Annotated in this window: 18 protein-coding genes and 1 tRNA gene; 8 read left to right on the top strand and 11 right to left on the bottom strand. The window is 33.3% G+C overall.

Annotated features, from left to right (window positions below; translation table 11 throughout):
* The first annotated feature begins 241 nt into the window (after positions 1-241).
* A complete protein-coding gene (locus ERX46_RS17775) occupies positions 242-367 on the top strand; it encodes a hypothetical protein (RefSeq protein WP_262708086.1) in 126 nt (41 codons plus the stop codon).
* A 231-nt stretch (positions 368-598) separates the two neighbouring features.
* Entirely contained in the window at positions 599-1561 is a 963-nt protein-coding gene (locus tag ERX46_RS09250; RefSeq protein WP_130093576.1) for a T9SS type A sorting domain-containing protein, read from the top strand.
* A gap of 102 nt (positions 1562-1663) precedes the next feature.
* Here the strand turns inward: ERX46_RS09250 and ERX46_RS09245 are convergent, their stop codons facing one another.
* The gene (locus tag ERX46_RS09245) at positions 1664-1990 is read right to left on the bottom strand and encodes a GIY-YIG nuclease family protein (RefSeq protein ID WP_130093575.1); all 327 of its coding nucleotides are present in this window, start codon (positions 1988-1990) and stop codon (positions 1664-1666) included.
* 344 nt (positions 1991-2334) lie between these two features.
* Between ERX46_RS09245 and ispG the strand changes: the two genes are divergently transcribed.
* Entirely contained in the window at positions 2335-4254 is a 1920-nt protein-coding gene (gene ispG, locus ERX46_RS09240) for a (E)-4-hydroxy-3-methylbut-2-enyl-diphosphate synthase (protein ID WP_242494559.1), read from the top strand.
* Positions 4255-4345: 91 nt separating this feature from the next.
* On the opposite strand, the gene ERX46_RS09235 is transcribed toward ispG, so the two are convergent.
* The 8 genes from ERX46_RS09235 to ERX46_RS09200 all read right to left on the bottom strand — a co-directional run bounded on the left by ERX46_RS09235 (position 4346) and on the right by ERX46_RS09200 (position 16674).
* Positions 4346-4762 (bottom strand): energy transducer TonB, encoded by a 417-nt coding sequence (locus tag ERX46_RS09235; RefSeq protein ID WP_130093573.1) that lies wholly within the window; start codon positions 4760-4762, stop codon positions 4346-4348.
* 228 nt (positions 4763-4990) lie between these two features.
* Positions 4991-5233 carry a hypothetical protein gene (locus ERX46_RS09230; protein ID WP_130093572.1) on the bottom strand — a complete coding sequence of 81 codons (243 nt, stop codon included), beginning with the start codon at positions 5231-5233 and terminating at the stop codon, positions 4991-4993.
* A 407-nt stretch (positions 5234-5640) separates the two neighbouring features.
* Entirely contained in the window at positions 5641-9309 is a 3669-nt protein-coding gene (locus ERX46_RS09225) for a DEAD/DEAH box helicase (RefSeq protein WP_130093571.1), read from the bottom strand.
* A 358-nt stretch (positions 9310-9667) separates the two neighbouring features.
* Positions 9668-10543, bottom strand: coding sequence for a class I SAM-dependent methyltransferase (locus tag ERX46_RS09220; RefSeq protein WP_130093570.1), 876 nt, complete (start codon positions 10541-10543; stop codon positions 9668-9670).
* 33 nt (positions 10544-10576) lie between these two features.
* Positions 10577-12442, bottom strand: coding sequence for a tRNA uridine-5-carboxymethylaminomethyl(34) synthesis enzyme MnmG (mnmG, locus tag ERX46_RS09215; protein WP_130093569.1), 1866 nt, complete (start codon positions 12440-12442; stop codon positions 10577-10579).
* A 27-nt stretch (positions 12443-12469) separates the two neighbouring features.
* On the bottom strand, positions 12470-12874 hold the full coding sequence (gene ybeY / locus ERX46_RS09210; RefSeq protein ID WP_130093568.1) for an rRNA maturation RNase YbeY: 405 nt from the start codon (positions 12872-12874) through the stop codon (positions 12470-12472).
* On the bottom strand, positions 12874-13290 hold the full coding sequence (locus tag ERX46_RS09205) for an ATP-binding protein (protein ID WP_130093567.1): 417 nt from the start codon (positions 13288-13290) through the stop codon (positions 12874-12876). The genes ybeY and ERX46_RS09205 overlap by 1 nt, the downstream gene beginning before the upstream one ends.
* Positions 13291-13323: 33 nt before the next feature.
* A complete protein-coding gene (locus tag ERX46_RS09200; protein WP_130093566.1) occupies positions 13324-16674 on the bottom strand; it encodes a hypothetical protein in 3351 nt (1116 codons plus the stop codon).
* A gap of 229 nt (positions 16675-16903) precedes the next feature.
* Here ERX46_RS09200 and gltX point away from each other — a divergent pair, with 229 nt between their 5' ends.
* The 4 genes from gltX to ERX46_RS09180 all read left to right on the top strand — a co-directional run bounded on the left by gltX (position 16904) and on the right by ERX46_RS09180 (position 19947).
* A complete protein-coding gene (gltX, locus tag ERX46_RS09195) occupies positions 16904-18436 on the top strand; it encodes a glutamate--tRNA ligase (RefSeq protein WP_130093565.1) in 1533 nt (510 codons plus the stop codon).
* On the top strand, positions 18437-18790 hold the full coding sequence (folB, locus tag ERX46_RS09190) for a dihydroneopterin aldolase (protein WP_130093564.1): 354 nt from the start codon (positions 18437-18439) through the stop codon (positions 18788-18790). It abuts the gene before it with no gap.
* 94 nt (positions 18791-18884) lie between these two features.
* A tRNA-Cys gene (locus ERX46_RS09185) sits at positions 18885-18955 on the top strand.
* Positions 18956-19125: 170 nt separating this feature from the next.
* Complete coding sequence (locus tag ERX46_RS09180) at positions 19126-19947, top strand: universal stress protein (RefSeq protein ID WP_130093563.1); 822 nt, start codon at positions 19126-19128, stop codon at positions 19945-19947.
* Positions 19948-20080: 133 nt separating this feature from the next.
* Here ERX46_RS09180 and ERX46_RS09175 read toward each other — a convergent pair whose 3' ends face one another.
* Both ERX46_RS09175 and ERX46_RS09170 read right to left on the bottom strand, forming a co-directional pair.
* Positions 20081-23980, bottom strand: a complete 3900-nt coding sequence (locus ERX46_RS09175; protein ID WP_130093562.1) for an adenylate/guanylate cyclase domain-containing protein — start codon at positions 23978-23980, stop codon at positions 20081-20083.
* A gap of 91 nt (positions 23981-24071) precedes the next feature.
* Complete coding sequence (locus ERX46_RS09170) at positions 24072-24578, bottom strand: ferritin (RefSeq protein ID WP_130093561.1); 507 nt, start codon at positions 24576-24578, stop codon at positions 24072-24074.
* Positions 24579-24737: 159 nt separating this feature from the next.
* Between ERX46_RS09170 and rnr the strand changes: the two genes are divergently transcribed.
* The gene (rnr, locus tag ERX46_RS09165) at positions 24738-26858 is read left to right on the top strand and encodes a ribonuclease R (RefSeq protein ID WP_130093560.1); all 2121 of its coding nucleotides are present in this window, start codon (positions 24738-24740) and stop codon (positions 26856-26858) included.
* Positions 26859-26874: the final 16 nt, after the last annotated feature.

The following is a 26874-nucleotide window of genomic DNA, read 5'->3' as shown; positions in this document are numbered from 1 at the left end:
AATTGATTTTAGTTAAATATTTATGATAATTACCAGCGCTTTATCAAAGCTTTAGAAATCCTTTATAAGTTGATTATTTATCCTGAAAAACGGACAGTAATGTCTAACATACAGAGGTTTCATAGACTAAAAATAATAATTTATTTAATATTTGGAGGAATTTATTGCGAATTGAAGGAGTTGATTTCGAGCACAGCTACTTCGAATTAAACTTATTCAGACTAAGAACTCGAACTAAAAAATGGTAAGTCAACTCGATTTTAATTGGACTCCCACAGCGCTACCAATATTCAACGCTTTAAAATTAGGTAGAATTGCACTTCCATCAATAATATATGATGCATTAGCGATTGACCAGTTTCTTTAAAACTATTTATTGTCAGAATCATTATTAACATAAACGAAAAGTATCATTAAATACAGATATAAAAGGAGTTGTTTTCATCATAAATAATTATTTTCTGAACGAACTAAGTTTAGAAAGACACTTCAATTACAATTCTTTTTCAGAAGGTTGAGGGGTTGTTTTAGTGATAAGTAGATCAAAAGACTAATATATTTATGTTACTTTCATGCTTTTAACTTAAACTATTATATTATGAAAAAATCTTTACTTAATTTATTTGGGGTATTAATATCTGCTTCAACTTTAGCCCAACCAGTTTTAAATTCCAGTGACTTAAATTATCAAATTGGAATGAGCTATGAAAGTTCTACTGCTCAATACATAAACCCAGGACCTGGAGGAGCAAACGTTACTTGGGACTTTAGTGCTTTCACTTCCTCTGGAACTAATGTTAACACAATTACAGCAGCTAATCCAAGTTTTCCAAACACAACTATCACAGGTAGTTCACAAGCTAATTCTGAAGCTTACTATCAAGAGGATGCTACAGGGAAGTATTTATGGGGAATTGATGCAGGTGGTACAATAATTACATACACCGATCCAAGTAAAATATTATTTTACCCTTTAACTTACAACGCCAGCGAAACAAATACATTTGAAGCTACATTTTTCTCAGGGATGAACTTTACTCGTGCGGGAACAGATGAAGTTACGTATGATGGTTACGGTACAGTAATTACACCAAATGGAACATATAACGATGTCATTCGTGTGGCTCTTCACCAAGAATATAGCGATGTTTATCAAGGTGGTACAATTACTTATGTTGTTGACGCTTATACTTGGTATTTAGCTGGATACCCAGATCCAGTAGCTGCAATTACAGAAATAAGTGTAGATGGACAACCAGCAGGTTCTAATGGATTTTATAGCACAAACAGTTCTTTAGCTCTGTTATCAGAAGAAAGTAAATCATTTGAAATTTATCCAAATCCAGCAACTGAAAACATCAACTTCAAAAGTTTGAATAACTTAGAAATAACTGAAGTAAAGATTGTTAATAGTCTTGGAGAAATCATGATAAAGAATACTCAAAATAATATGATTTTAAATGACACCAAAATAAATGTTTCAGATTTAGAAAATGGAGTTTACTTCGTTCAAATCACAGGGGAAAACGGTATGATTCTGAGTAGAAAGTTTATTAAATAATAATATTCAATTAAAATTAAAAAAGAGACTGTCAAAACTAATTGATGGTCTCTTTTTTGTTTGGGGCTAAGCGAAAATTTATTCAGAAGGCTGAGAGGATTTCTATTCAGAGGGCTGAGCGTAGTCGAAGCCCCTATAATGCGAATCGTTTTTACACTCAGCCTCGATATGTAATTTATCGAAATCACCATATATCAGCCCCTCTTTCTTCTTCCGACTCCATCCTTGAACTTGTTTTTCACGGTAAAAAGCGTGATCTATTCGATCGAATTCCTCAAAATAAACCAATTTGACGGGCAAATATTTGGAGGTATGATTTGCTCCTTCACCACTTTGGTGTTGTTTAATTCTGAATTTCAAATACTTTGTACTTCCGGTATAATAACTCCCATTGGAGCATTCTAATATGTACATATATCCTTTTGGCATGAGGTGTTTTTTTTGTTTTAGTAAAGTGGCATTCATCTGTGAATCAGGTGAAAACAAGATTTAAGGCAATCAAATAATTGAGCAAATCAAAATATTACTTCTTGAATGCTGCCTTCGATTACGCTCAGTCACCGTTTAAGAAGTTATATTATATTAAGATTAACCCTAAACATTTTCCTGTTCATTAATATGGTAGCCATTTTCGTTGGCTGAGCAGTGCCTTTCGTGTTGGCTGAGTAGAGCCATTTTCTTTGGCGGAGCGCAGACGAAGCCAACATTTCTTTTCACCATTTGTTACAATAGCAGCGGAGATGTATTATTTTTGCTTGTCAAACGCACCAAGAATGAAATATTGCAATGATCCATTTAATCGTACGCGATTAAAAACACATGAGGTAACTGTAGGAAAACTAGGAATAGGAGGAGAGCATCCGATTAGAATCCAATCCATGACGACCCGAGACACAATGGACACGGAAGGTTCTATTGAGGAATCTATTCGCATGATTGATGTGGGTTGTGAATTGGTTCGATTGACTGCACCTTCGAAGAAAGAAGCTTATAATTTGGCTGAAATTAAGAAGGGATTAATGGAGCGTGGATATGATACTCCTTTGGTTGCTGATATTCATTTTACACCAAATGCTGCGGAAATTGCTGCAGGAATCGTAGAAAAAGTACGCGTGAATCCTGGAAATTATGCTGATAAGAAGAAGTTCGAAGAAATCGATTATACAGATGCAAGTTACCGTGAGGAATTGCTAAGAATCGAAGAGAAATTTACGCCTTTGGTTCTTTTATGCAAGAAAAACGGAACTGCAATGCGTATTGGAACGAATCACGGTTCCCTTTCTGATCGAATTCTAAGTCGATTTGGTGATACGCCAGAAGGAATGGTCGAATCAGCTATGGAGTTTATTCATATTTGTCAGAAACATGATTTCCATGAAATTGTAATTTCGATGAAAGCGAGTAATACCTTAGTGATGGTTCAAGCTTATCGCTTCTTGGTGGCGAGAATGCTGGACGAAGGGAAGATTTATCCTTTGCATTTAGGGGTTACAGAAGCTGGAGATGGTGAAGATGGTAGAATTAAATCTGCTGTTGGAATTGGTGCTTTGTTGGAAGACGGATTGGGTGATACTATTCGTGTTTCTTTAACCGAAGCTCCTGAAGCGGAAATCCCTGTGGCTGAAAAACTAGCACAAAATTATAAAGAAGATGGGGTTGAAGAATTCAAAAACGATCTTCAATTGCCTTACGATCCTCTAGTTTACAAAAGAAGGGAAGCGATGGAAATCACTAATATTGGTGAGAAAAATCATCCGATTGTCTTTGCAGATTTAAGTGAAAAAGAATCAATTTCTGAAGCTAATTTCTTTGGATTTGGTTACAATTATTCTAAAACATTAGATAAGTGGACAATGCAAGACTTGGCCGCTGATTATGTTTTTATTGGTAATCAAACTGTAGATTTTGAAATTCCAGGAATGTTAGGAGTTGTTGCGAATGCTGAACATTGGGAGAAAAACTATTCGAATAAGAAACATTTCTATCCTTTATATAAATCAATTCCAATAAACGGATTCAAACATAAAAAATTAAATTTCTTGAATTGGGATCCTAAAAACACAGCGGAAATTGATAAGATTCAATTTTTAAATGATGTGGTTTTGGTTATTGAAGCGCCTTCAGAAAATTACACACAAGTAATGCGTAATTTTTACCGTACATTGGTTTTACACAATATCGATTTACCTGTAATTCTAAAACATACCACTGAAACGAAGGATTTAGAATCATTTCAATTGTGGCAATCTGCTAAAATAGGAAGTGTTTTAATTGATGGATTCGGAGATGGAGTATGGGTAAATTCAACAGAAAAAGTATCTCCACAATTGGTAAATACAACGAGTTTTGGAATACTTCAAGCAACGAGAACACGTATTTCTAAAACTGAATATATTTCTTGTCCTTCATGTGGTAGAACACTATTTGATTTACAAGAAACAACAGCTAAAATCAGAAAACACACTTCTCATTTGAAAGGTTTGAAGATTGGAATTATGGGCTGTATTGTAAATGGGCCAGGAGAAATGGCAGATGCAGATTACGGATATGTTGGGACACGTCCGGGGAAAATTCACTTGTACAAAGAGAAGACCGTTGTTAAGAAAAATGTTCCTGAAGCAGAAGCTGTTGATGCTTTGATTCAGTTGATTAAAGAAAATGGAGATTGGGTGGAACCTAAAAAGGAGTATTAAGTATTTCTAGTTAGCTTCCTAAAAATTAAAAACTATACAAAACAAAAAAATCGAGCCAAGGCTCGATTTTTTTTATGCTTAATATTTTATCTTAATCGGTAAGGATAAAATTAATTGGTATTCTAGCAATTGATCTTACTTTCTTCCCTTCGATTTCTGCTGGCGTCCATTTTGGCATATTTTTCACTACTCCCATAGCTTCCACATCAATATCTTTAGAAACGCCTCTTAAAATTTTAATATTGCTAACAGAGCCGTCTTTATTGACAACAAACTCAACGAATACTTTACCTTGTTCTCCATTTTCCATTGAAATTTCTGGATACTTTACGTTATGAGCGATATATTGCATCATTTCAGCAGCCCCTCCTGGAAAGTTTGCTTCTACATCCACTTCTTCAAAAATTTCACCCTTATTTTGAGCTCCTTCTTGACTCGCAACAGTTATTGGTACTTGTGAAAAAAGCATCACAGGGATAAATAATAATACACTTAAAATTGCTTTCATTGTTCGTTGTTTTTGGTTTATAATAATGTTAGTAGCTTAATACAAATGTAATAGTTTAGATAAATGATTTGTAGACTATTAATCTATATCACTGTTTTTCAGATATAAACTTATAAAATAAATATCGAATAGAAGAATTTAAGTTTATCTTTTCGTGAATAAGTAAACATCTCTGAGATATATATTTAAAAATCAGGTGAATTAATGTTCCTTCTATCTTCAGAGAATTCATTGTAATGTTTTGCTGGTTTCCATTTTGTGATATTCTAAATTTTCAATAAAATATTTCATCATTCTACTTGATCCTCCAAGAAATTCAGCTTCCACATCTGGGTAAATCACAATTGAAGTGTCTTTTTGAAGTGAAAGCGTGTCTGTATTTTGAATAGAATTTGGTAACTCAAGTTTTACCTCATTTGAATAGAAGAAGAAGGAAGCAAAAAGGAATGTTATTAAGAAAAGATTTCTCATTGTTTTCAGAGGACATTTTTCTATTCATTCTTGGACTCTAAACCTAAAATTAAAGAAAGCATTCCACAATTTAAACATTCTGAAAATGATAATTATTGAATAATAGGAATTGATGAAAATCACCTCTATTATGTTAAAAATCATGATTATTTTGGATGTTGTACGAACGAAGGTGGCTGATCAAGGTCGAAGTCCAAATCGTCTCTACGCTGATCCATAAAGAATTTTTTTCCTTATTTATCTATTTACCCCCATTTCTCTACATGATAACTCCAATATTACCCCCATTCCTTTACAAGAATTAATGAAAATTACCCCCATTATGTTACAAATTATAATTATGAATGATGGCTTTTGGTATATAGGTAAGGCTTGGGATTGTGGTAGGGACGGTTTGCAAATCGTCCCTACATCCCAAACAATAATTCCACATCACTTTTATTAAAAGATTTTTTCTCTTTATCCACACGAATAACATCCGCGGCAACCGTTTTCTTTTTGTCTTGTAATTGAACAATTTTCTCCTCAATCGTGTCTTTACAAATCATTCGATAAGCCATTACTTTTTTGTCTTGACCGATTCTATAACAACGGTCTATTGCTTGACTTTCAACAGCAGGATTCCACCACGGATCAATTAAATATACATAATCAGCTTCGGTTAGGTTTAATCCTGTTCCTCCAGCTTTCAAACTGATCAGAAATACACGAATCTTGTCGTTATTTTGGAAATTATTAACCCTTTGCTCTCTGTTTTGTGTTTTACCATCCAAGTACTCGAAAAGGATTCCTTCTTGCTCTAATCGCTCCTTAACGAGGTGTAACATTCCCACAAACTGAGAAAAAACCAAAATCTTGTGGTTATTTACTTTCTCCGTTAAATGACGCACGAGTTCATCCAGTTTTGCAGATTCATTTCCGTAGTCTTTTTCTTTATCGGCAAGTGCTGTTGAATTACAAATCTGACGCAACTTGGTTAATCCTTGAAGAATATACATTTGAGATTTATTGATTCCGTCCTCTGCAATTTGCTCTTGCAATTTCTGTCTGAAATATTCCTTGAAGTGATCATAAACCTTTCGTTGTGCTTTCCCCATTTCACAGTAAATTACAACTTCTGTTTTCGTTGGAAGCTCTTTTGCTACTTGCGTTTTGGTTCTGCGCAGGAGGAAAGGATTAATCATTCTGGCCAATAAATCCGAAGTATATTCGTCTTGATCTTTATCTATCGCTTCTGAGAACGTCGATTTAAAATGCTTAATACTTCCAAAAATTCCTGGATTCAAAAAGCTAAACTGACTGTATAAATCAAAAGTATTGTTTTCAATTGGTGTTCCAGTAAGCGCCAATCTGTTCTTACTTTTTAATAAACGAACAGCTTTGAATCTTTGAGATTGCGGATTCTTAATTGCTTGACTTTCATCAAGAATTACATAATTATATTCAATTTTAATATGTGATTCTACGTCTTTAATAATTGAACCATAAGTAGTTAATACAACATCATGTTTTGGAATTTCAGAAATCAATTCATGTCTATTCGGTCCAATAAAACTCAGTACTTTCAATTTAGGTGCAAATTTTTCCAATTCAGCAAGCCAATTAAACATTAACGAAGTTGGAGCAACCACCAAATGGGGTAGGGAAGTGCCTTTGGTATTAGTATTTTTAAGGTATTGCATAAACGCAATCGTTTGTAGGGTTTTCCCCAATCCCATATCATCCGCTAAACAACCACCTAGTTTATTTTCATCTAAAAACACCAACCAATTTAATCCTTCGTGTTGATAATCACGTAGGGTCGCTTTAATTCCTTTTGGTTTAGGAATGGCTTTTAATTCTTTGAGATTCGACAAACGCTTTTTCTTCTCGTACAATTCCTCTAAAAACTTCGGCGTGTTGGTTTCTTCCTCATACAACTCATCAATGATGTTAAATTGAAAGTTCGAAATCTCAATCTTGTCCTTTTTTACGTTCCCAAGTTTAAAGTACTTCTTGTATTTTTCTATCCATTCTTTAGGCAAAATCCCAATGGAACCATCTTTTAGTTCCACGTAATTCGTTTGCTTGATAATAGATTTTTGAATCTGTTTCAAATCTGCTGTTTGACCTCCAAAATCTATCTTAATATCCATGTCAAACCAATCAGTTCCAGAGCTTAAGCCAATAGAAAAAGAAGGCTTATTTAAGTTATAACGAATTGATTTTAAATCATTTAATCCGAATATTCGAATTTTTTTAGTCTTCAATTTATCGAGGACCTCCATCAACCACATAGATTCTAAGGCATCCTCAACAGTTAAATAGAAATAGTTCGATTGCCTTTCAAAAAGAGGGTGTAGTTTTTTAAAATCTGCAAGAAATTCATTTTCTATTTCTTCATCTCTGTCTTTAAAAGTCAAAGTATCTTTATCTTCCCAAACTTTTTCTTTACTGCCTGGAGATACCAAGGTTTCTCCATACTGAACCAAAGGTTGAAGCACCACATATTCGCCATCTTCATCCGATAAATAAACATGTTTTTCGATTTCCGCTTCGTCTTGATTTTTTGAAGGCTTAATTCCAGAAAAATCAATTTCAAATACTCTCGATAATGGATCGATAACGTTGCTCATCAATTCATCTATTCCTTTATGAACAACATTCATTTGAGGTTTTTCTAAAGCTTTCAAGAGAGAATAGGCTACTTCAGAATTTTTAAATGGATAAAATGACTCATTGAAAGCTATTCCAAATGGAGCAATTAATATTTTAGAAGAGCTTACTCCATAAGTATGATTATCTATTTTAACCTTAAAATCAAGCTGATAAAAGGGCTTCTTATCTATGATTTTTAGCACGGGAGTTATTTCATCTTCACTGATAGTTAACTCGGTAGTATGTTTTTTCACAAATGATTTATGCCCTTTATAAAGATAAATAACTTGTTCTGGATTACTCTCTATAATAGATGTAAATATCTTGATTTGCTTTTTTACATTCTCTAAACTATGATCTTTATATCTTTGACTACCAAATACTTCAGCTAACTGAATCCCTTTTAAAATCAAATCTTTATACAATGTTTTATCGACACGAGATAGAGATTCAGAAAAGTTATAATCCGTAATTACCTTGAATTTTGTATTTAATCTGGTTTTCGATTTATCCAACTTCCCAATAAAAGGAAATATATTTGAAATACTATTCTTAGCTACTTCTAGTCCAATCGCCACACCAAAACCGGTATTATCTATGGCATTGTCAGGTAGATAAAAATTCTTTCTGTTCTCTTTAAAAAGACCAAATAATGAATCATCTGTTCCAACAATATTGTTGATTTTCTCTGTAACTTTTACTCCATTAGTAGAAATTTCCATTTCAAAAATGTCATCAAAGTCAAGTAGACCATCAAATTTGGACGCTTCCATGGTCCTTTGCTTAAAGCGTTCTTCAAAGTTTTCTGTAAAGTAGTCTTTACCAAATTTCTTAAAGAAGTCTTTTAAGAAAATCATTTTATGAGAACAATTAGTAGCGCTTTTACAAGAACATTTTAAGGCCAACAGTTCATTTGACCTATTGAAAGTCATTGACAACTGATAGTCATTTCGGTAATCTTGATAAACGCCTTCTATTCGGTTCTTGTTGATCGAAATAAAAGTTAACGGGCTATAATAATTTGTTCGACTAGAAAAATCTATTTTGTTGAGCTCGTCAACATCAATAATTCCATTTTCGTGTGGAATAGCCGTAGTAGGGGAGATGAAGGTTTTCTTCTCTATTATTCTGTTTAAATCAACATCTTCATCCTCTACTAATTCAACCAATTTGCTAAAAGAGGCAACTTGATGTTTACAAATCCCTGGTCCATTATAAGGACAATCGCAAGATGACTTTATATTATAATAATTGCGAATATCAATAAGTACATCGTAAGGTTCAATTTGTGATCCGCTACATTCAAATAACAATACATTATCATTATTAGAAATCAAAGACGGATAATAACTATAAGAACGTTTAATAACTTCAAACTTTCCATTTTCATTTATAAACTGTCTTAGCTTGTCGGTAATTAATTCGTGTTGGCTTAACATCAAGTATTTTAATTTGGAAGATATTTAAACTCGGTTTACTCAATTCAATTTTCTATTTCGATAAATTCAAAAACTAAAAATTGATATTCAAAGATACAAATTGATTTGTGTGGAATGTTCGTGATTTTCTAAATTTTACAAATCTGAGCTCATTTTTCTCAAAACAGAGGAAAAACGACCAAAAACACACGCTCTTAATCCTTGTTTCGGATTTTTTCCAACACAATCTATGCGTGAAGTAAAAACAATCACTTTAAACACCTTTAAAACGTAAAAAAAACGAGCTCAAGCTCGTTTTTATGTCAGGACAAAATAAATTTTTTATTCTGAAGAGTAAACTCTAATAGAAATCATGTTTTTAGTTTCTTTTTTCAAAAACATAGACTTGACTAGAGTAACCATATTTTTTTGCTTTCATGTTTGAAATTAGTCCTCGGAAAACTCCAAATAATATAAATCGATTTTTATATTTTTCGGAAAGCATAGAAATATAATACGCATCATAACGCATTGGAATTACTTTTTTCAGATCGAAACCAAAATCTAAAAGTAAACGTGAAATATCGTTTTGTTTGAAATGGTAGAGGTGACGAGGAACATCATAAGATGCCCAATTTTTTTTATAAAATCTTGCATCGTAAGAATTCATATTTGGAACAGCGATAAATAATTTACCGTTGCTATTTAAAATCTCTTCAATGCGTTTTAAGTCTTTTCTTAAGTCATAAACATGTTCTAAAACATGCCACATTGTAACCACGTCAAAACTTTTTGCTTCAATATTGTAAAGTTCCTCTTGCGAACTACTTCTAACATGGTTGTTTTTATGTGCAAAATCTCTTGCATCAGCATCGGGCTCTAACCCAATTCCATTAAAACCATTATCATTTGCAGCTTTTAAAAAGTGTCCAGTTCCGGACCCAATATCCAACAAGCATTTCCCTTCCGTAACATTACGAACCCATTTAACTTTTTCTTTTAACGTTATACTTCTAACAGTATTGTACAAAAAGTTAATCAATCCTTTCTTGTTTGAACTGTGCGAAATATATTTTTCAGACTTATAATATTCACCAATCTTATCAGCTTCTGGAATTGGATTAGTGAAGTGAAATCCACAAGCATCACATTCAACAATTTTAAACTTTTCCTGCGTGATCATATGATCCTTTACTTCAAGAAAATCTTTAAAATAAGTCTCCTCGCAAACAGGACAATTTCTAATGGTATTCATTCTATACTTAATTTATAAATGTTTCACGTGAAACTATCGTCCCAAATGAATTAATAAAACATTCACATCACTTGGTGAAATACCGCTAATACGTGAAGCTTGTCCAATAGTATTCGGTGTAATATCGGATAATTTATTTACCGCCTCTGCACTTAAACTGCTTAATTTGGCATATTCAATCCCTTCTGGAATAGTTACATCTTCCAATCTATTCAATTTATTGGCTACATCTTGCTCACGGCTAATGTAACCATCATACTTCAATTGAATCTCAACTTGCTCTAATACTTCTTTACTAAAACCACTTGTGAAGTCTCTTAATTGTTCACTCATCTCAAGCATTTGATCCATCCCTAAGTTTGGACGTGTAATCAGTTGCGCCAATTTCACTTGTTGATTAATAGGAGAGGAGCTTAATGACTCTAAAATAGGATTCGCTTCATCTGGCGTAATACCAATTTTTGAAAGTTTTCTTTTCAAATCCTTAACGTCATCCATTTTTTGTTTAACCAATTCCATACGTTCATCCGAAATCATTCCGATGACATGAGCAATTGGTGATAGTCTTAAATCAGCATTATCTTGACGTAAAAGAATACGGTATTCCGCACGAGAAGTAAACATTCTGTATGGTTCGTCTGTACCTTTTGTGATTAAATCATCAATCAAAACCGCAATATACGCATCAGAACGATTCAATATAAAACTCTCTTTACCTTGTACTTTTCTAGCCGCATTTATACCCGCCATTAAACCTTGACAAGCTGCTTCTTCGTAACCTGTCGTACCGTTAATTTGACCCGCAAAATATAATCCACAGATCAATTTCGTTTCTAAAGTATGTTTCAATTGCGTAGGAGGGAAGTAATCATATTCGATTGCATAACCCGGTCTAAACATTTTCACTTCTTCAAAACCTGGAATTGTTCTCAAAGCTTTCAACTGAACTTCCTCAGGTAAACTTGTACTGAATCCATTCACATAAATTTCAACAGTATTCCATCCTTCTGGTTCTACGAAAATTTGATGTCTTTCACGTTCCGCAAAACGAGAAATCTTATCCTCTATACTTGGACAATATCTCGGGCCTTTAGATTTAATAGCACCATTAAACATTGGTGAACGATCAAAACCTGTTCTTAATATATCGTGTGTTTCTTGATTTGTGTAAGTAACATGACAAGGTCTTTGAGTGGCCAAAGGTTGAGTTTCATCTGTAAAACTAAATTTACTCGTCACCTCATCACCTGCTTGAACTTCCATTTTGGAATAATCTAAAGAACGACCATCAACCCTTGGAGGGGTTCCTGTTTTCATTCTTCCTGATTCAAAACCTAGATTAACTAAATCCTCCGTAATCCCAGTTGAAGCACTTTCACCTGCTCGACCACCTCCGTAGTTGTTCTCACCTAAATGAATCATTCCATTCATAAAAGTACCGCTTGTAAGCACGACAGTTTTACCAGAAATCTCCATTCCCATTCGGGTTTTAACTCCAGTAACCACACCATCTTTAGTAGTGATCCCAACAACCATATCTTGCCAAAAATCGACATTGAGATTTCGCTCTAACATCAACCTCCATTCCTCAGCAAAACGCATACGGTCATTTTGCGTACGTGGAGACCACATCGCAGGACCTTTACTCATGTTTAACATTCGGAATTGGATAGCGGTTTTGTCTGAAATAATTCCAGAACCTCCGCCTAAGGCATCAATTTCACGCAGAATTTGTCCTTTTGCAACTCCACCCATGGCAGGATTGCAGGACATTTGCGCAATCGTATTCATATTCATTGTAACCACTAGGGTAGAAGCCCCCAGTTTTCCAGCTGAATTTGCGGCTTCACAACCTGCATGTCCAGCACCTACAACAATAACATCATATTCTTTCAGCATAACTATCTTGTTTCACGTGGAACAAAATTACAACAGTGATAGATAGTAATCCTCTTTTTTTCGCATTATCTCGATTTCTTTTGGGCTTTTATCTCCATAACCACACAAATGAAGTAATCCGTGGACTAAAACACGATTCAACTCTGTTTCACGTGAAACATTATAGTCTTTCGCATTCTCTTCAACTCGGTCTAGGGAGATAAGTAAATCACCGCTTATTATATCATGAACACAATAATCAAAAGTAATAATATCGGTATAAAAATCGTGTTCAAGAAAACGGATATTTTGATCTAGCAACCACTCATCGTTTCCTAAAACTATTAATAATTCAGCTAGGGTTTTTTCTTCTTGTTCTACTACTTTCTGAAACCAATCATCTACATGATTTAGGTCAGGAGCGTCAACATCTAATACTTGAAAATCTATCATTATATGCGACCAAATGTAAGTATAACTTTAGCACCGTTTTCTTCAAACGTGACTTTGTCAGCTAGTGATTTCATAAGGAAAATTCCTCGTCCACTTTCTTTTTCGATATTTTCCGGAGCTGTAGGATCGGGTAGATTATCAAAAGCAAAACCTTGACCTGCATCTTTAACAGTAAAACAAAGTTCATCTGAATTCTGTTTAACAGAGATGAGAACTTTCTTATTGTGATCTTCTAAATTTCCGTGTTGAATAGCATTATTAACAGCCTCTGTGACCGCAATTAAAATATTACCATAATGATCTTCGTGAACACTATTGTTTTTACACACAGCATCAACTAGTGATTCAGCAACACTAATATTTTTAATATCCGACGTAAAGGATACAGATTCAATTTCTTTATAACTTGCTTCCATCAATTAATTTATATCAAACACCACAACCAAAAATTAGTTCACATTCAAAAAGTATGCATTCGCTTTCTCTTTGTAGTACTTGCTAAATGATGGATCTAGTGTTCTTAGTAATTCAATTTGTTTTTCTTTCTGATTCTTATACTCTAGAAACTCAATTTGGTTACCAATTTTTTGATCTTTTCCTGAATTACTTTCTCGCTGCTCATCCAAACCTCTTTCCTGCATAGCTTTTTCGCTTTCAAGAAGACGTGTTAATATCTCTTGCTGACGATCAATCAATTCAGTAGTCCATTCTTTATTAATCAATTTTTCTTCTTGCTTTTCCAACTCTTTAAGTAAGTCATTCAATTTATTTCCGTCACCACTTCCATCTTTATTCATTTGTTCACGCAACTCCTGAAGCTTCTTTTGCATTGCATTTTGTTGCGCAGCCATTTTTGCAGCTTGTTGAGAATTCATTGGAAGCATTCCACCTGGTTTACTACCCGGTTTTGACCCTCCAGAATTAGCACCTTTCTTCATGTCTTTCAGTTGCTTTTTCAGCATCTCTTTCATGCTCTCCATGTCTCCTGGTTTACCTTGACCCGGCTTCCCTTTTCCCGGTTTACCCTGACCTGGTTTATCACAACTTTTATCTCCCTGCATTTTAGCCAGACTTTGTTGTGCGCTTTCTAGAGTTTCATTCAAAAACAAAGCGAGGTTGTTAATACTCGTCATTGCGAATTGTTGTTTAACTCCCAATTGACGCTTTTCGCGTTCACCAATATGCGATGGAATATATTTGTATTGCTTTTCTATCTCACCCAATTCTTGTTCAATGAAAGAAGCAATTTTAGGAATTCGATCTGCTAAAGCACGTAAACTATCTTTTACTGGTTTAAGGTTATCTATAATGCTGCGTTGTTTTTTTCCTAACTCCACAAACATTGGATCATAGATATCTGTACTTTTAAATGCTTCCATGTTCGCTTCTTGGTCGAAACTTAAACGCATTAGATTCTCCAATAAAGCCCTTAAAGACTCCAAATCTTCTTCTTGCTGCTCTTCTTGACTCTCTTGCATTTGTGCTGCCATTTGCGAAGCCATTTCCTCCATTTTTTCACTGGCCTTCTTTTGCTTTTCTCCTGCAGAAGATTTCTTATCATTCTCGATGTCTTCTTTTGCATCTTTCATTTCTTCTTCCACCTCTTCCGCCACCTTATCTAAATCTTCAAAAGAAAGTGGACGTTCTAATTCCTCGTTCTTTTTCAGCATTTCTTCCAAATCTTTCTTTACTTCATAAAACTTCTTATTGAGGTCTTCTTGTTTTTTAGCAGCGTCCTCTTTATTCATTCCATCCTCAATATCTTCTTTTAATTTATCTTGGTCTTTTGCTAATTCCTCTAATGACTTTTGAAGATCTTCAACACGTTCTTCAACGTCCATTGTCTTCAACATTTCCATAGTTCGATCTAATTGCCTATCCATTTCTTCGGCAGTCATTTCACCCTCTTCCATTTTTTCCATGAGATCTTTAGAATCATTTTGCTTCATCATCTCTTCCAACTCCTCAAGCAATTTCTTTAATTCATCATCCATTATAGATTCTAATAAATTCTCTATCTCTTTTTGCTTTTCCATGAGCTTCTCATCCATCGGACTCAACTTAGACTTTTCTTCAAATGAAGATTTCATCTTGTCTTTTAATTGCTCTAATTTACTCTTCAAAGACTCCTGTTGTTTTTGCAAACTCTCCACTTGCTTTTGCTGTTGCCAAGATGAGTTTTTAGTGTTTGCCATTTCCTTCTTCAAGCGATTAATCTGCTCCTTGAATTCTTGACTTTCTCGAATCAATTCTTTTAATTCTTCTTTAGCGTCGTCTTTATCAGATTTGCGTTGTTCCTGTAATTCATCTAAAGAAGGAGTTTTGTGTTGGAACACACTTGACTTCGTTGCTTTGGGTCCATGAACTCCATCGTTATCATAAACAGTGAAATAATAAGTCACGTTATCTTCTAACTCCAATGGTAATTGGTCAATATTAAAAGTCATAGAAAATGGAGACTGGCTGCCAATAATTCCAGGAACAGAAATAACTTCTTTGAATTCACTTCCATCTTTCTTTAGAATTGAATAATGAAAAACAACCCGCGTAAGACCATGATCATCTTTTACATTTCCAGAAAAGTAAATTTTGTTTTTTTGAACAGAATCATTTCTATTGGTCAAAGATATAGATGGGTATTCATCTTTTATAACATCAATATTATATGTAGTTGAATCAAAAGTCGCCAATTCTTTATTCTCTAAAATAAACGATAGAGAAGAAGATTTCTTTGCCTTTTGAATAAACCTAAATCCTGATTTTCCTTCATATTGAATTGTGGTATCAGAAGAAACTATTGTTAAAGACTTTGTGTTCTTCGTAATTCCATTCCAAGTAATTTGCGAACCTTCTGGTAGAATTAAATCTCCAGGATTTTCAATTGTTTCAGAAACCCGATTCAAGTAATTCGGATAATCAATATCCACTTTTAAGTGGCCTAATGAAGTGCGTTTAACAACATCAACTGTGAACGTTTTAGAAACAGCTTTAGCCGCTTTGAATCGAAATGGTAAATTATTATTCAGATTGCTTAAAGTATAAGCCGCTTTATTATTTGCTGTTTTCTCCATTAAAAAAGTTCCTTCATCACTTTCTAGATAAACACGATCTGGAAGTGCTTTTCCGGGATTTGGAGTTAATGTTACTTCAACCTTAATTGAACTTCCTTCCTCAACGATTAGTTTTTGATTGTCCAATTCAAAAGTGAAATCAGGAGCTAATTCAAAAACTTGATTGTATTGAATTATGCGTTGCGTGCTGTCACTAAAAAAATTGGGTGCCATAATTCCTATCAAAACTACTGTAGTTAAAACAGGAATAAAATAACGCAAGAATTTCTTGTTCGCAGAATAATCGATTGCAGAAGCAAAACTCAAGGTATTTAATTGTTTTGAATTTTGTTGAATACTCGCTTTTAGAAAATCAATATTCTTTGGATTTGAAACTGTTGTTTCTTGTAACTGTAAAGTATTTAAAAGTCGGTCATTTACCGATGGGAAGAAATTACCAATAATGTTTGCTGCTTGGAATCTACTGATGCGTTTTCCGAATGAAAATAATTTCGAAAGAGGAACAATAAAATATTTGATCAGCACATAACCATTTAAAAGGATGAAAGAGAAAAACAAAAATGCACGAATAAAGGAATTGAACCTACCAATGAATTCAAGTCCGCTCACCAATAAAAATGTAGCTAGAAAAATGATAAGAAAAAGGAACAAGCCTTTAATCATAAGATTCTTGTAGTACTTGCGAATAAACGCATCTACTTGGCTAATTAAATCATCAAAAGTTCCCATTGTATTGTATAATAATCGATTTGAAAGTAATATTAGGCATAAAACTACGAAATGCAGAAGAATTTATTCATTGTGTGATTATGTTTATAATAAATACGTTCTAAAAGAACAAATCCATAAATACGCACATTTACAAAAAAAAACAAAAAAACAAAAAAATCCACTTTTTTAAAGCGAAAAGACTTAAACGCAGAGGAATCAATTATCTTTGCATAAAAATTTAGAATTTATGTCAGATAAATCAGTTCGCGTAAGGTTTGCGCCATCACCAACGGGACCTCTACACATGGGGGGAGTTCGTACTGCATTGTATAATTATTTATTTGCTAAAAAGCACAATGGTACATTTATCCTTAGAATAGAAGATACAGATCAAGCACGTTTTGTTGAAGGTGCTGAGGAATATATTATTGAAGCATTAAAATGGTGCGGAATCAATGTTGATGAAGGTCAAGGAGTTGGTGGAGATTACGGTCCTTACAAACAATCTGAAAGACAAGCAATGTATAAACCATATGCTGATCAATTGATAGCGTCTGGAAAAGCATATTATGCATTTGATACATCAGAAGATTTAGACAGAATGCGAAAGCAAGCCATTCAGATGAAAATGCCGAACTGGCAATATAATTCTGTAACGCGATCTTCAATGCAAAACTCTTTGACTTTGCCAGAAGATGAAGTTCAAAAAAGATTAGACAACGGAGATCCTTATGTGATTCGTTTTAAAATGCCACGTAATATTGATGTGCGTTTTGAAGATGAAATTAGAGGATGGGTTGTTGTGAACACAAATAACGTTGACGATAAAGTTTTATTTAAAAGCGACGGAATGCCAACTTATCACTTGGCGAATATTGTGGATGATCACACAATGAAAATCACGCATGTTATACGTGGTGAAGAATGGCTGCCGTCAGCTCCATTGCATGTTTTATTGTATGAAGCATTTGAATGGGAAGCTCCAAAATTTGCACACTGTCCGTTATTATTGCGTCCTGATGGAAATGGTAAACTATCTAAACGAGATGGTGACCGTTTAGGATTCCCAGTTTTCCCAATTGATTGGTTATCTAAAGAGGGTGAGAAATTTTCAGGATATAGAGAACAAGGATATTTACCTGGCGCATTTATCAACATGTTGGCGTTTTTAGGATGGAATCCAGGAACTACACAAGAGATTTTTTCACTGGAAGAAATGGTTGAAGCTTTCTCATTGGAAAGAGTAAGTAAAGCAGGAGCAAAGTTTGATGCAGATAAAACAAAATGGTTCCAACAACAATATTTACGTGCAGAGACTGAAAAATCTTTAGCTAAAATGCTGCGTGAAGAAGTTGGAGATGCAATTTCAAATTTTGATGATACTTATGTTGAGCAAGCCTGTTATTTGATGAAAGAGCGCGCAACATTCGTAGAAGACATTTACTCTGAAGGCCATTATCTTTTCGCCAACCCTACTGAATTTGACGATAAAACAGTAAGTAAAAAATGGAAAGATGAAGCTGAGGAATTAATGAATGAATGGTCAAAAGAATTAGAAACAATTTCTGATTTTAATGCTGCAAATATTGAAACTTCATTTAAAGCATTTTTAGAAGCTAAAGAAATGGGCATTGGAAAAGTTCTTCCATTGTTTAGATTGGTGCTTACTGGAAAAGGAATGGGACCAAGCATGTTTGAAATTTCTGATTTATTAGGTAAGAAAGAAACTTTGAAACGCATGGAAAATAACATTCCAGCAATTGTAAAATTGAAAGAATAAATGCAACATACTATTGAAGTTAACGGAATTAAACTCTATGCTTTTCATGGATGTTTGGTGGAGGAAGAAAAAATTGGTGGACATTACACCGTGAATGTTTCAATAACAACAGATTTTTCGGCCTCTTTCCTTTCAGATGAATTAGTAGACACAGTTGATTACGTAAAAATTAATCAAGTGGTTCGTGATGAGATGGCCATTCGATCAAAATTAATTGAGCATGTTGGATTCCGAATTAGTGAAAGATTAAAGAATGAAATTAAAGGTTTAATAAAATCAAGTGTAAAAGTCATAAAGCATTGTCCGCCAATAGGCGGCGATGTGGATGATGTGGCGATAATTATTGAAGGATAATATTTTTAAATAATTCATTTATTGAGTGCAATGATTTTCTTAGAAATCTTTCTAGAGTATCAGAATATATTCTTATATTTGCAATCCAATAAATGGTCCTGTGACCGAGCGGTTAGGTAGTGGTCTGCAAAACCATCCACAGCAGTTCGAATCTGCTCGGGACCTCTTGAATTAAAAGCTCTTAATCTTAACAGGTTAAGAGCTTTTTTTATTAAATAAACAATGATTTTAGTTCTTTTTCAGAATTAATAATTATATTGATCTACTAAATTAATGTTAGTGATAGCAAACAATTGCTTATTTTTGCTGAGAGCTATAAAAACCATATACTAATTATGTCCGACAAAAGTTTTATCGTTCCTCACGATTTTTCAGAGGTAGCAGATTGTGCACTAAACCATGCAATTACAACAGCAAAAGTTGTTGGTGCTAAAGTTTACATTCTACATGTTGTTTCAAAAAACAAAGAAATTCCCGAAGCTGAAGCAAAACTAAAAGAAGTTGCTGCCAAACACGCATCGAAAAATATTGAACTTATTCCTAAAGTTAGGGTAGGAACAATCTTTGAAGATATTGGAGATTTTGCTGCTGAACATCATGCAGAATTAATTTTCATGGGAACTCACGGAGCTTCAGGATGGCAACACATTGCTGGATCACATGCATTAAAAGTAATCACACACTCAACTGTACCTTTTATAATTGTACAACAAAAAAGTGTTGGTGAAAACGGTTATGACGATATAGTTGTTCCTCTCGATTTACACAAAGAGACGAAACAAAAATTAGCAATCGTTGCATCAATGGCAAAATTCTTTAAATCAAGAGTTCATGTGATTACACCAAATGAAACAGATGAATTCTTAAAGAATAAAGTAAGTGCTAATATCTTATTTTCGAAACGTTTCTTTGAAGAAAGAGGTATTGAAATGACAGCTACATTAGCTCCGAGTAGTGGTTTTGATAAAGAAGTGGTAAAATTAGCTATTGAAAAAGATGCTGATTTAATTGCAATCATGAACCAAAATAAAAGTAACTATTTAGGTGCTTTTGGATCAAACTACGAGCAATATATGATTACAAACGACGCACAAATTCCAACTTTGGTAGTTAATCCTATCGAAACTCCTTATGGAAGTAGTGTATTGTTTTCTTAAAGATTAGAATATATTTGAAATAATAAAGACCGCCTTGTGCGGTCTTTTTTTGTTTGTGAGTTTTAGTTTCTACTACCACGAGTTGCAAACTAGCGGTAGCAGAAACTAAAAACCGCGATAGTAGAATTAAAATCTAGTCCACATACTTATCCTCCAACAACTTCTTCTTAACATCTTCCAGGTTCATTCTTTTCTTGTCTAAACGCGTCTCAATTGATGTTCTGGTAAAGTATCTGTGCTTGGTTAGGAAAGCAACCTGCATTTGATCCCATTTTCTATCACTGTCTATTTTACCGTGCTCTCTCAATTCTTTTCTTAATCGGTCTGCTATTTCGTGGAAATCTTCTCTTCCTAAATAATCCAAATCTGCATCACATATAATTTCTTCCAAATTGTTTTTTGGTTTATGCGGCACTTGAGTAACAAAAATTAATTCTTTGATTCTTTCAATGTGTGCTTCGGTGTACCCAAATTTTGGAAGAATTTCGGCTGCCATTCTTGCCCCAATAGGTTCATTTCTTTCATATTGTTCCACGAAACCAGCATCGTGATAGGAGGCCGCAGATTTTAGTAAAAATAAATCCTCATCCGTAATTCCTTCTCCAATTGCAATTCTTTCAGCTTGACGGGTTACATCTTTTGAGTGATCGAAAGAATGATAATGTAGTTTTGGACTTAATTCTTTTTTCAATTTAGCCAAGATAAAACGTTCGGCTTTGTAGTAATTAATTTTACTGAAAAAATGTAAATTAACCAACTTATGAAATGATTTATTGGGCTCTATTCCTAATCCATCGATTGATAATTCCGGTTTAATGGAAATCACTTCATACATCATTATTTTTACTCCACTTTTGGTTTCAATTTTTCCGACTTTGTTACATTCAAAATAGGGCTCAATATGATCAAAAGTATCCTCAGAAACTGCTATTTTCTCAGGTTCGCACACTTGCTCCATTCGTTGCGCTCTATTTACAGCATTTCCCCATACATCATAAGCATAACGCTTTGTTCCAATTACTCCTGCAGAAACAGCACCCGTATTTATTCCAATACGCAGCTTCCAATAAGGTTTACCTTCTTTTATTTGTTGTTCTTTAAAATCAAGCATGTAATACTTAATTTGAACAGCAGCAAGTGTAGTATTAATGGGATTGGTTTTGTTTCTGATAGGAACTCCACCGGCACACATGTAAGCATCACCAATGGTCTTTATTTTCTCTAAATCGTTTTTTTCAATAATGTCATCAAACTTTCTAAAATGCTTATCTAGAATAGAAACTAAATCTTTAGCATCCATGTTTTCGGCTATTTTGGAAAAGCCTACAAAATCCGTAAACATGATTGAAACCTTACTAAAATCTCTTGCAGCAGAGCGTCCATCTTTCTTCAATTGACTTGCTGTTTCCTTTGGCAAAATATTATTCAATAAACGCTCAGATTTATCCTTTTCTCTTTCTAATTCCTCAGTCTGTAAAACTAATCGCTCTTTTTGTTGTAAAACTTGTTCATTCATTTTACGCAATTCACGTGTGCGTTCAGCAATTTTCATTTCTAATCGCACCTGCTGTCTTCGTTCTTTATCTATACTTTTTCTTACTCTATAAAGAACAAATAGTCCAACAAAAACAATAATAATTGTAAAAAACCACCACTTCAACCAGAAAGGTCTTTCTACTTCAATAGTTAATTTTGCAGGATATTTTGTCCAACTCCCATTTGTGCTTCTTGCATAAATATAAAGTTGGTAAACGCCAGGAGCAATACTTGTAAAACGCAATTCATTTGAAGCACCTAATTCTTCTTCTACCTCATCATCTCCAGACATCACGTACTTATATTCTATACGATCAGGATTACTCAAATCATTGGCAAAAAAGCGCAATTTTAAACTTCTTTGATTGTATGGAATTTTAATGTGATCTGTAAAAGCAATACTTTGTGTTAGAATCCCATTTTCTTCAGGGAAAAGAGCTTCATTTTCTAATTCAATTCCAGAAAAATAAACCCTAATGTTTTTATTTACTTGAAAGGCTTCAGAAGGTTTCACATAATTAAAACCTTGAATTCCTCCAAAGTATATTTCTCCATTTTTAGAAACAAAACTAGCGCCTGAGTTTAATTCATTACTCATTAAACCATCTTTTTCAGAAAACGTATAAAATTCTTCTGTTTTAACGTTCAAAGCAATCACTCCTTTATTGGTAGAAAGCCAAATGTATTCTGGGTTTTTCTCAATTGCTTCAATACCATAAATTACATTATTGGGTAAACCTTTCGTCTTATTGAATTGAATAATTTCTTTTGTAGATAAATTGACTTTAAAAAGTCCATCGCCCATAGTTCCAAACCAAAATTCATTTTCATTGGATTGAAAAAAGTCTGAAAAATAATCCTTAGTAATAGCGTTTAATAATGAAAATTCATGCTGAACAGAAGCTGTAAGTATATTGTCTTTTGATTGAATTAAAAATAATCCACCCGAAGATGGAGCAGCATAATAGTTATTGTCTTTCTTAAATATTAGCCTGCATGGACCTGGACCAATCGTATTTTTCTTTTCTTCGTCATTAAACAAATAGTTAAACGTTCGTTTTTTATAATCAAAAAGTGCAACTCCTGCACGTGTTCCAATCAAGAACTGATGATCATTCTTATATGAAACTATAGAATAACTCATATCAAATTCACGTGGAACATCTGAGCTATGCTTCATTTTAGTAAAGCTATATTTACTTGGATCGTTTTTATCAATTGAAAGAATAAAAAGTCCATCTAAACACCCAACCAAAAGTTCATTATCCGAAATAACTTTGATTGTTAATGTGGTTAAATTTTCGTTGTTATTAACTCCTCTGTAATAATGATAATATTTGTGATTTGTTCGATCAAAGGCGGAAACTCCATGATCTGCAGCGATATAAAGGTATTTTTGATTTGCTGATTCCGCAAAACCCCAAACATTCTGTGAAGGCAGTCCTTTATTTAAGTCTACAGAAATTCCAACTCCTTTAAAACCAACGAACTCTGGATTAAAACTACTTAATCCTCTTTGAGAAGTTATCCAAATAACCCCTTGATTATCTTTAAATAAACTGGTTAATTTGTTTGATACGATAGCTCCTTTTTGAAAAATATCAGCTGAATAATTGATTACATTTATGCTGTCATTTTTGTTTTTTCTAACTTGAAATAAACCAGAATTTTCAGAAGCCACAAGTATTCTATCATTAGAAAGATAAATTGCATCTACAACATTAATATCTTTTAATGAAGAAAATAATTCGTTTAACGGAGAGAAAAAACTGTAGGTATCATCTAAAAATAAAACACCTTCATTTGTAGCAATAACGATTTCATGATTTGGTGACTCTATAAATCCATTAATAGTGAATTCACTTTCGTTTTTAGCTTTAGGTTGAACTAGTTTTCTGTTCTTAAAATGAGTATCTGTTAATAAAACACCTTCAAATTCACTTACAAAAATAAGGGTATTCCTTTTAAAACGAATATCAATAATTTTAGAACTAAAAGTGTTATCATCAATAAGTGTAAATTTATTGGTTTGTGTATCAAAATTAAAAATACGTCCAAATGCTGTCCCTATCCAAATATTTCCTTTTGCATCTTCTGTAATAGAATTAATTTCTAGTCTTTGATATTCCTTAATTTGATAAGATGAAAATTTTACTGAACGCGGATTGTATTTGGTCAGTCCATTATAGGTACCAAACCACATGTTCCCATTTCTATCCGTAAAACTTGTGTTTATGTATTCATTCGAAATATCATATCCCTTATCACCTGAAAAAACTTCAAAATCTTTTCCATTAAATCTATTAATTCCATCTTGCGTTCCTAACCATAAAGCGCCTAATTTATCTTGTATTATACAGGAAACAGAACTTTGAGAAAGACCATCATTTATGGTATAGTTTTTAAACTGTATGTGATCCTGAGCCCTAAGGGATAAATAAGGGCTCAAAAAAATCACATACAGTAAAAAATATTTAAAAAGTAATTTGTTGTTCATTTAGTCAGTGTATAAAACTGCACATTTTAAGTCTTAGTAAGAAGACTATAAAATATAGCATAATGCAGTATTTGACGTCTAATAACAATGACTAGTTTGGAGTAGCTGCCGAAACACTAGAGCTTAGCATATCTCTATCAAATAAATAAAGACCTCCTTTGTCTGTTCCAATCATGTTTAATTTATCAAGAATATTACGCGCCAAAGCTTCTTCTTCTAATTGCTCTGAAACATACCATTGAATAAAATTGTGTGTTGTATAATCTTTTTCAGTTAAACATGCATCAACAATATTATTGATACTTTCTGTAACTAAAACTTCATGGTGCAATAAAGATTTAAAGATAGATTCCATAGAATCAAAACTTACATCTGGTTTATAGATTGCAGGAATAACAGCTTTTCCACCACGTTCATTGATAAACTTTACCAATTTCAACATGTGTTCACGTTCTTCATCACTGTGTGCATATAAAAACGATGCAGTTCCATTGAATCCTTGATTTTCAGACCAAGAAGCCATCGATAAATAAAGTTGACTTGAAGAATATTCTTTTTCTATTTGGTCGTTTAATAATTTTTCTATTTTTTCATTCATTTTCAAAAGGTTTTAAACAAAAATACGAATTATTCACAACTATACAGAACCCTAAAAGAATGCAATTGTTCTAATTATAATTAAGTCTTAACTTTTACATAATAAGAGAAGTCACTTATAAACGTTAAATTCATTTATATTTGAGGTAAAATACAATACATGTCAGGAAAAAAAATCAGAAAAAAAGGATTAGAGTCAGCAATACGAAAGATATTTGAACGCCAACCAGATCAAAAATATAACACAAAGGAAATAAGTGCAATTCTACAGATTACGGATAAAAACATGCGTAAGCTAGTTTTGTCAATATTAAATGATTTAAAAAATGAAAGTTTCCTTAATGAATTTCAAAAAGGTTATTTCATTATTAATGATAATTTCACAAATCAATTTGTAGGTACTGTTGACTCAACAACTAGGGGAGCTGCTTACATTATTATAAAAGATAGAGATGGTGATATATATGTTTCACCTGAAAACATCAACAAAGCATTTCATGGAGATGAAGTGGAAGTAGAGGTAACACGACAGAAAAAGAATAAGACAGAAGGTAAAATTACCCGAATTATCACTAGAAAAACTACGCAATTTGTTGGAACTTTAGATGTAAAAACCAAATTTGCATTTTTAATTCTAGACAACAATAAAATCAATGTTGATCTCTATATTCCTTTAGAAAAGCTTAAAGGCGCTAAAACAGGTCAAAAAGTTATTGCAAAAATGACTTCATGGCCAAAAGGTGTTGATAGTCCTTATGGTGAAGTGCTTGAGGTTATAGGTCAACCCGGAGATAACGATGCAGAAATGTATTCTATTTTATTCAAAAATGAATTTGAAATCAAATTTCCGCAAGAAGTTATTGAAGAAGCAGAAAAAGTTGGAATTGAATTGGATCCAGAAGAAGTAAAGAAACGTAAAGATTTACGTGGAAAATTAACTTTTACAATTGACCCTTTTGATGCCAAAGATTTTGATGATGCTTTATCTTATGAAGTTTTAGAAAATGGAAATATTGAAGTAGGTGTTCACATTGCTGATGTAAGTCAATACGTGCAACCAGGAACTGCAATGGATGAGGAAGCGGTAAAACGTGGTAATTCTGTTTATTTAGAAGACCGTGTTATTCCAATGCTTCCTGAACAATTGTCAAATATTGCTTGTTCACTGCGTCCTAATGAAGATAAATACGCTTTTTCTGCTGTTTTTGAACTCGACGAAAAAGGGAATGTATTAAAGGAATGGTTTGGAAAAACTGTTATTCATTCAGATTATCGTTTTGCTTATGAAGATGCACAACAAGTTATCGAAGGAAAAAGCGATACTTTAAAAGAAGAAATTTTAGCGATGGACAAGATTGCTAAAACGATTCGTAAGGACAGAATGAAGCATGGCGCATTATCCATAGAATCTGAAGAGGTTAGTTTTGTTTTTGATGATGAAGGAACACCGAATGGAGTAGTTAAAAAAGTATCAAAAGATGCCAATAAGTTAATTGAAGAATTCATGCTTTTGGCCAATAAAAGAGTTGCACTTTTTGTTGGGAAATTACCAGGAGATAAAGGTTCAAACAATCAATTCATTTACCGTTGTCACGATAAGCCATCATTGGAAAAGTTAAAGACATTCTCTGTTTTCATTGAAAAATTTGATTACGATTTAGAATTTGAAAACGTTGAAAATGTAGCTCAAAAGATCAATGGTTTACTAGAAAAAATAAAAGATACACCAGAATATGGATTGATTCAAACAATGGCAATTCGTTCTATGGCAAAAGCCGTTTACCAAACCAATAATATAGGTCACTACGGATTGGCGTTTGATTATTACACGCATTTCACTTCGCCAATTAGAAGATATGCCGATTTAGTTGTTCACCGTTTGCTTCAAGATAAATTGGATAACAAACAGAAAAACTACGGTAATAGACTCAATGAAATTTCTGAGCATATTTCAGCACAAGAAAGAAAAGCAATTGATTCGGAAAGAGAATCTAATAAATTCTTCCAAGCAAAATATCTACAAGATAAAGTAGGTGAGGAATTTGAAGGAACAATTTCTGGTTTAGCTGATTTTGGAATGTTTGTAAGAATGAATGATAATTACTGTGAAGGAATGATTACGATACAGTCTTTACCAAATGATAGTTATCGTTTTGATAATGATAGTTTTCAAATTGTTGGAAGAAGAAAAGAATCCGTTTTCAATTTCGGAGACCAAGTAAAGGTTAAAGTAATTGGAGTTGATATGTTGAAAAAACAAGTTGATTTAGAGTTAGTGTAGGGACGATTTGCAAATC

Source organism: Brumimicrobium glaciale, assembly GCF_004152935.1.
GTDB classification, from domain to species: domain Bacteria; phylum Bacteroidota; class Bacteroidia; order Flavobacteriales_D; family Crocinitomicaceae; genus Brumimicrobium; species Brumimicrobium glaciale.
Note: the sequence above shows the minus strand (reverse complement) of the source record. Positions and strands in the feature narration are given on the sequence as shown.

What these genes read in the sequence shown, in the direction of transcription:
- ERX46_RS09245 (WP_130093575.1), bottom strand. Translation starts at nt 1,990, where the DNA reads ATGCCAAAAGGATATATGTACATATTAGAATGCTCCAATGGGAGTTAT.
- folB (WP_130093564.1), top strand. Translation starts at nt 18,437, where the DNA reads ATGCAACATACTATTGAAGTTAACGGAATTAAACTCTATGCTTTTCAT.
- ERX46_RS09230 (WP_130093572.1), bottom strand. Translation starts at nt 5,233, where the DNA reads ATGAGAAATCTTTTCTTAATAACATTCCTTTTTGCTTCCTTCTTCTTC.
- ERX46_RS09180 (WP_130093563.1), top strand. Translation starts at nt 19,126, where the DNA reads ATGTCCGACAAAAGTTTTATCGTTCCTCACGATTTTTCAGAGGTAGCA.
- ispG (WP_242494559.1), top strand. Translation starts at nt 2,335, where the DNA reads ATGAAATATTGCAATGATCCATTTAATCGTACGCGATTAAAAACACAT.
- ERX46_RS09220 (WP_130093570.1), bottom strand. Translation starts at nt 10,543, where the DNA reads ATGAATACCATTAGAAATTGTCCTGTTTGCGAGGAGACTTATTTTAAA.
- ERX46_RS09250 (WP_130093576.1), top strand. Translation starts at nt 599, where the DNA reads ATGAAAAAATCTTTACTTAATTTATTTGGGGTATTAATATCTGCTTCA.
- rnr (WP_130093560.1), top strand. Translation starts at nt 24,738, where the DNA reads ATGTCAGGAAAAAAAATCAGAAAAAAAGGATTAGAGTCAGCAATACGA.
- ERX46_RS09175 (WP_130093562.1), bottom strand. Translation starts at nt 23,980, where the DNA reads ATGAACAACAAATTACTTTTTAAATATTTTTTACTGTATGTGATTTTT.
- ERX46_RS09200 (WP_130093566.1), bottom strand. Translation starts at nt 16,674, where the DNA reads ATGGGAACTTTTGATGATTTAATTAGCCAAGTAGATGCGTTTATTCGC.
- gltX (WP_130093565.1), top strand. Translation starts at nt 16,904, where the DNA reads ATGTCAGATAAATCAGTTCGCGTAAGGTTTGCGCCATCACCAACGGGA.
- ERX46_RS09225 (WP_130093571.1), bottom strand. Translation starts at nt 9,309, where the DNA reads ATGTTAAGCCAACACGAATTAATTACCGACAAGCTAAGACAGTTTATA.
- ERX46_RS09235 (WP_130093573.1), bottom strand. Translation starts at nt 4,762, where the DNA reads ATGAAAGCAATTTTAAGTGTATTATTATTTATCCCTGTGATGCTTTTT.
- ybeY (WP_130093568.1), bottom strand. Translation starts at nt 12,874, where the DNA reads ATGATAGATTTTCAAGTATTAGATGTTGACGCTCCTGACCTAAATCAT.
- ERX46_RS09170 (WP_130093561.1), bottom strand. Translation starts at nt 24,578, where the DNA reads ATGAATGAAAAAATAGAAAAATTATTAAACGACCAAATAGAAAAAGAA.
- ERX46_RS09205 (WP_130093567.1), bottom strand. Translation starts at nt 13,290, where the DNA reads ATGGAAGCAAGTTATAAAGAAATTGAATCTGTATCCTTTACGTCGGAT.
- ERX46_RS17775 (WP_262708086.1), top strand. Translation starts at nt 242, where the DNA reads ATGGTAAGTCAACTCGATTTTAATTGGACTCCCACAGCGCTACCAATA.
- mnmG (WP_130093569.1), bottom strand. Translation starts at nt 12,442, where the DNA reads ATGCTGAAAGAATATGATGTTATTGTTGTAGGTGCTGGACATGCAGGT.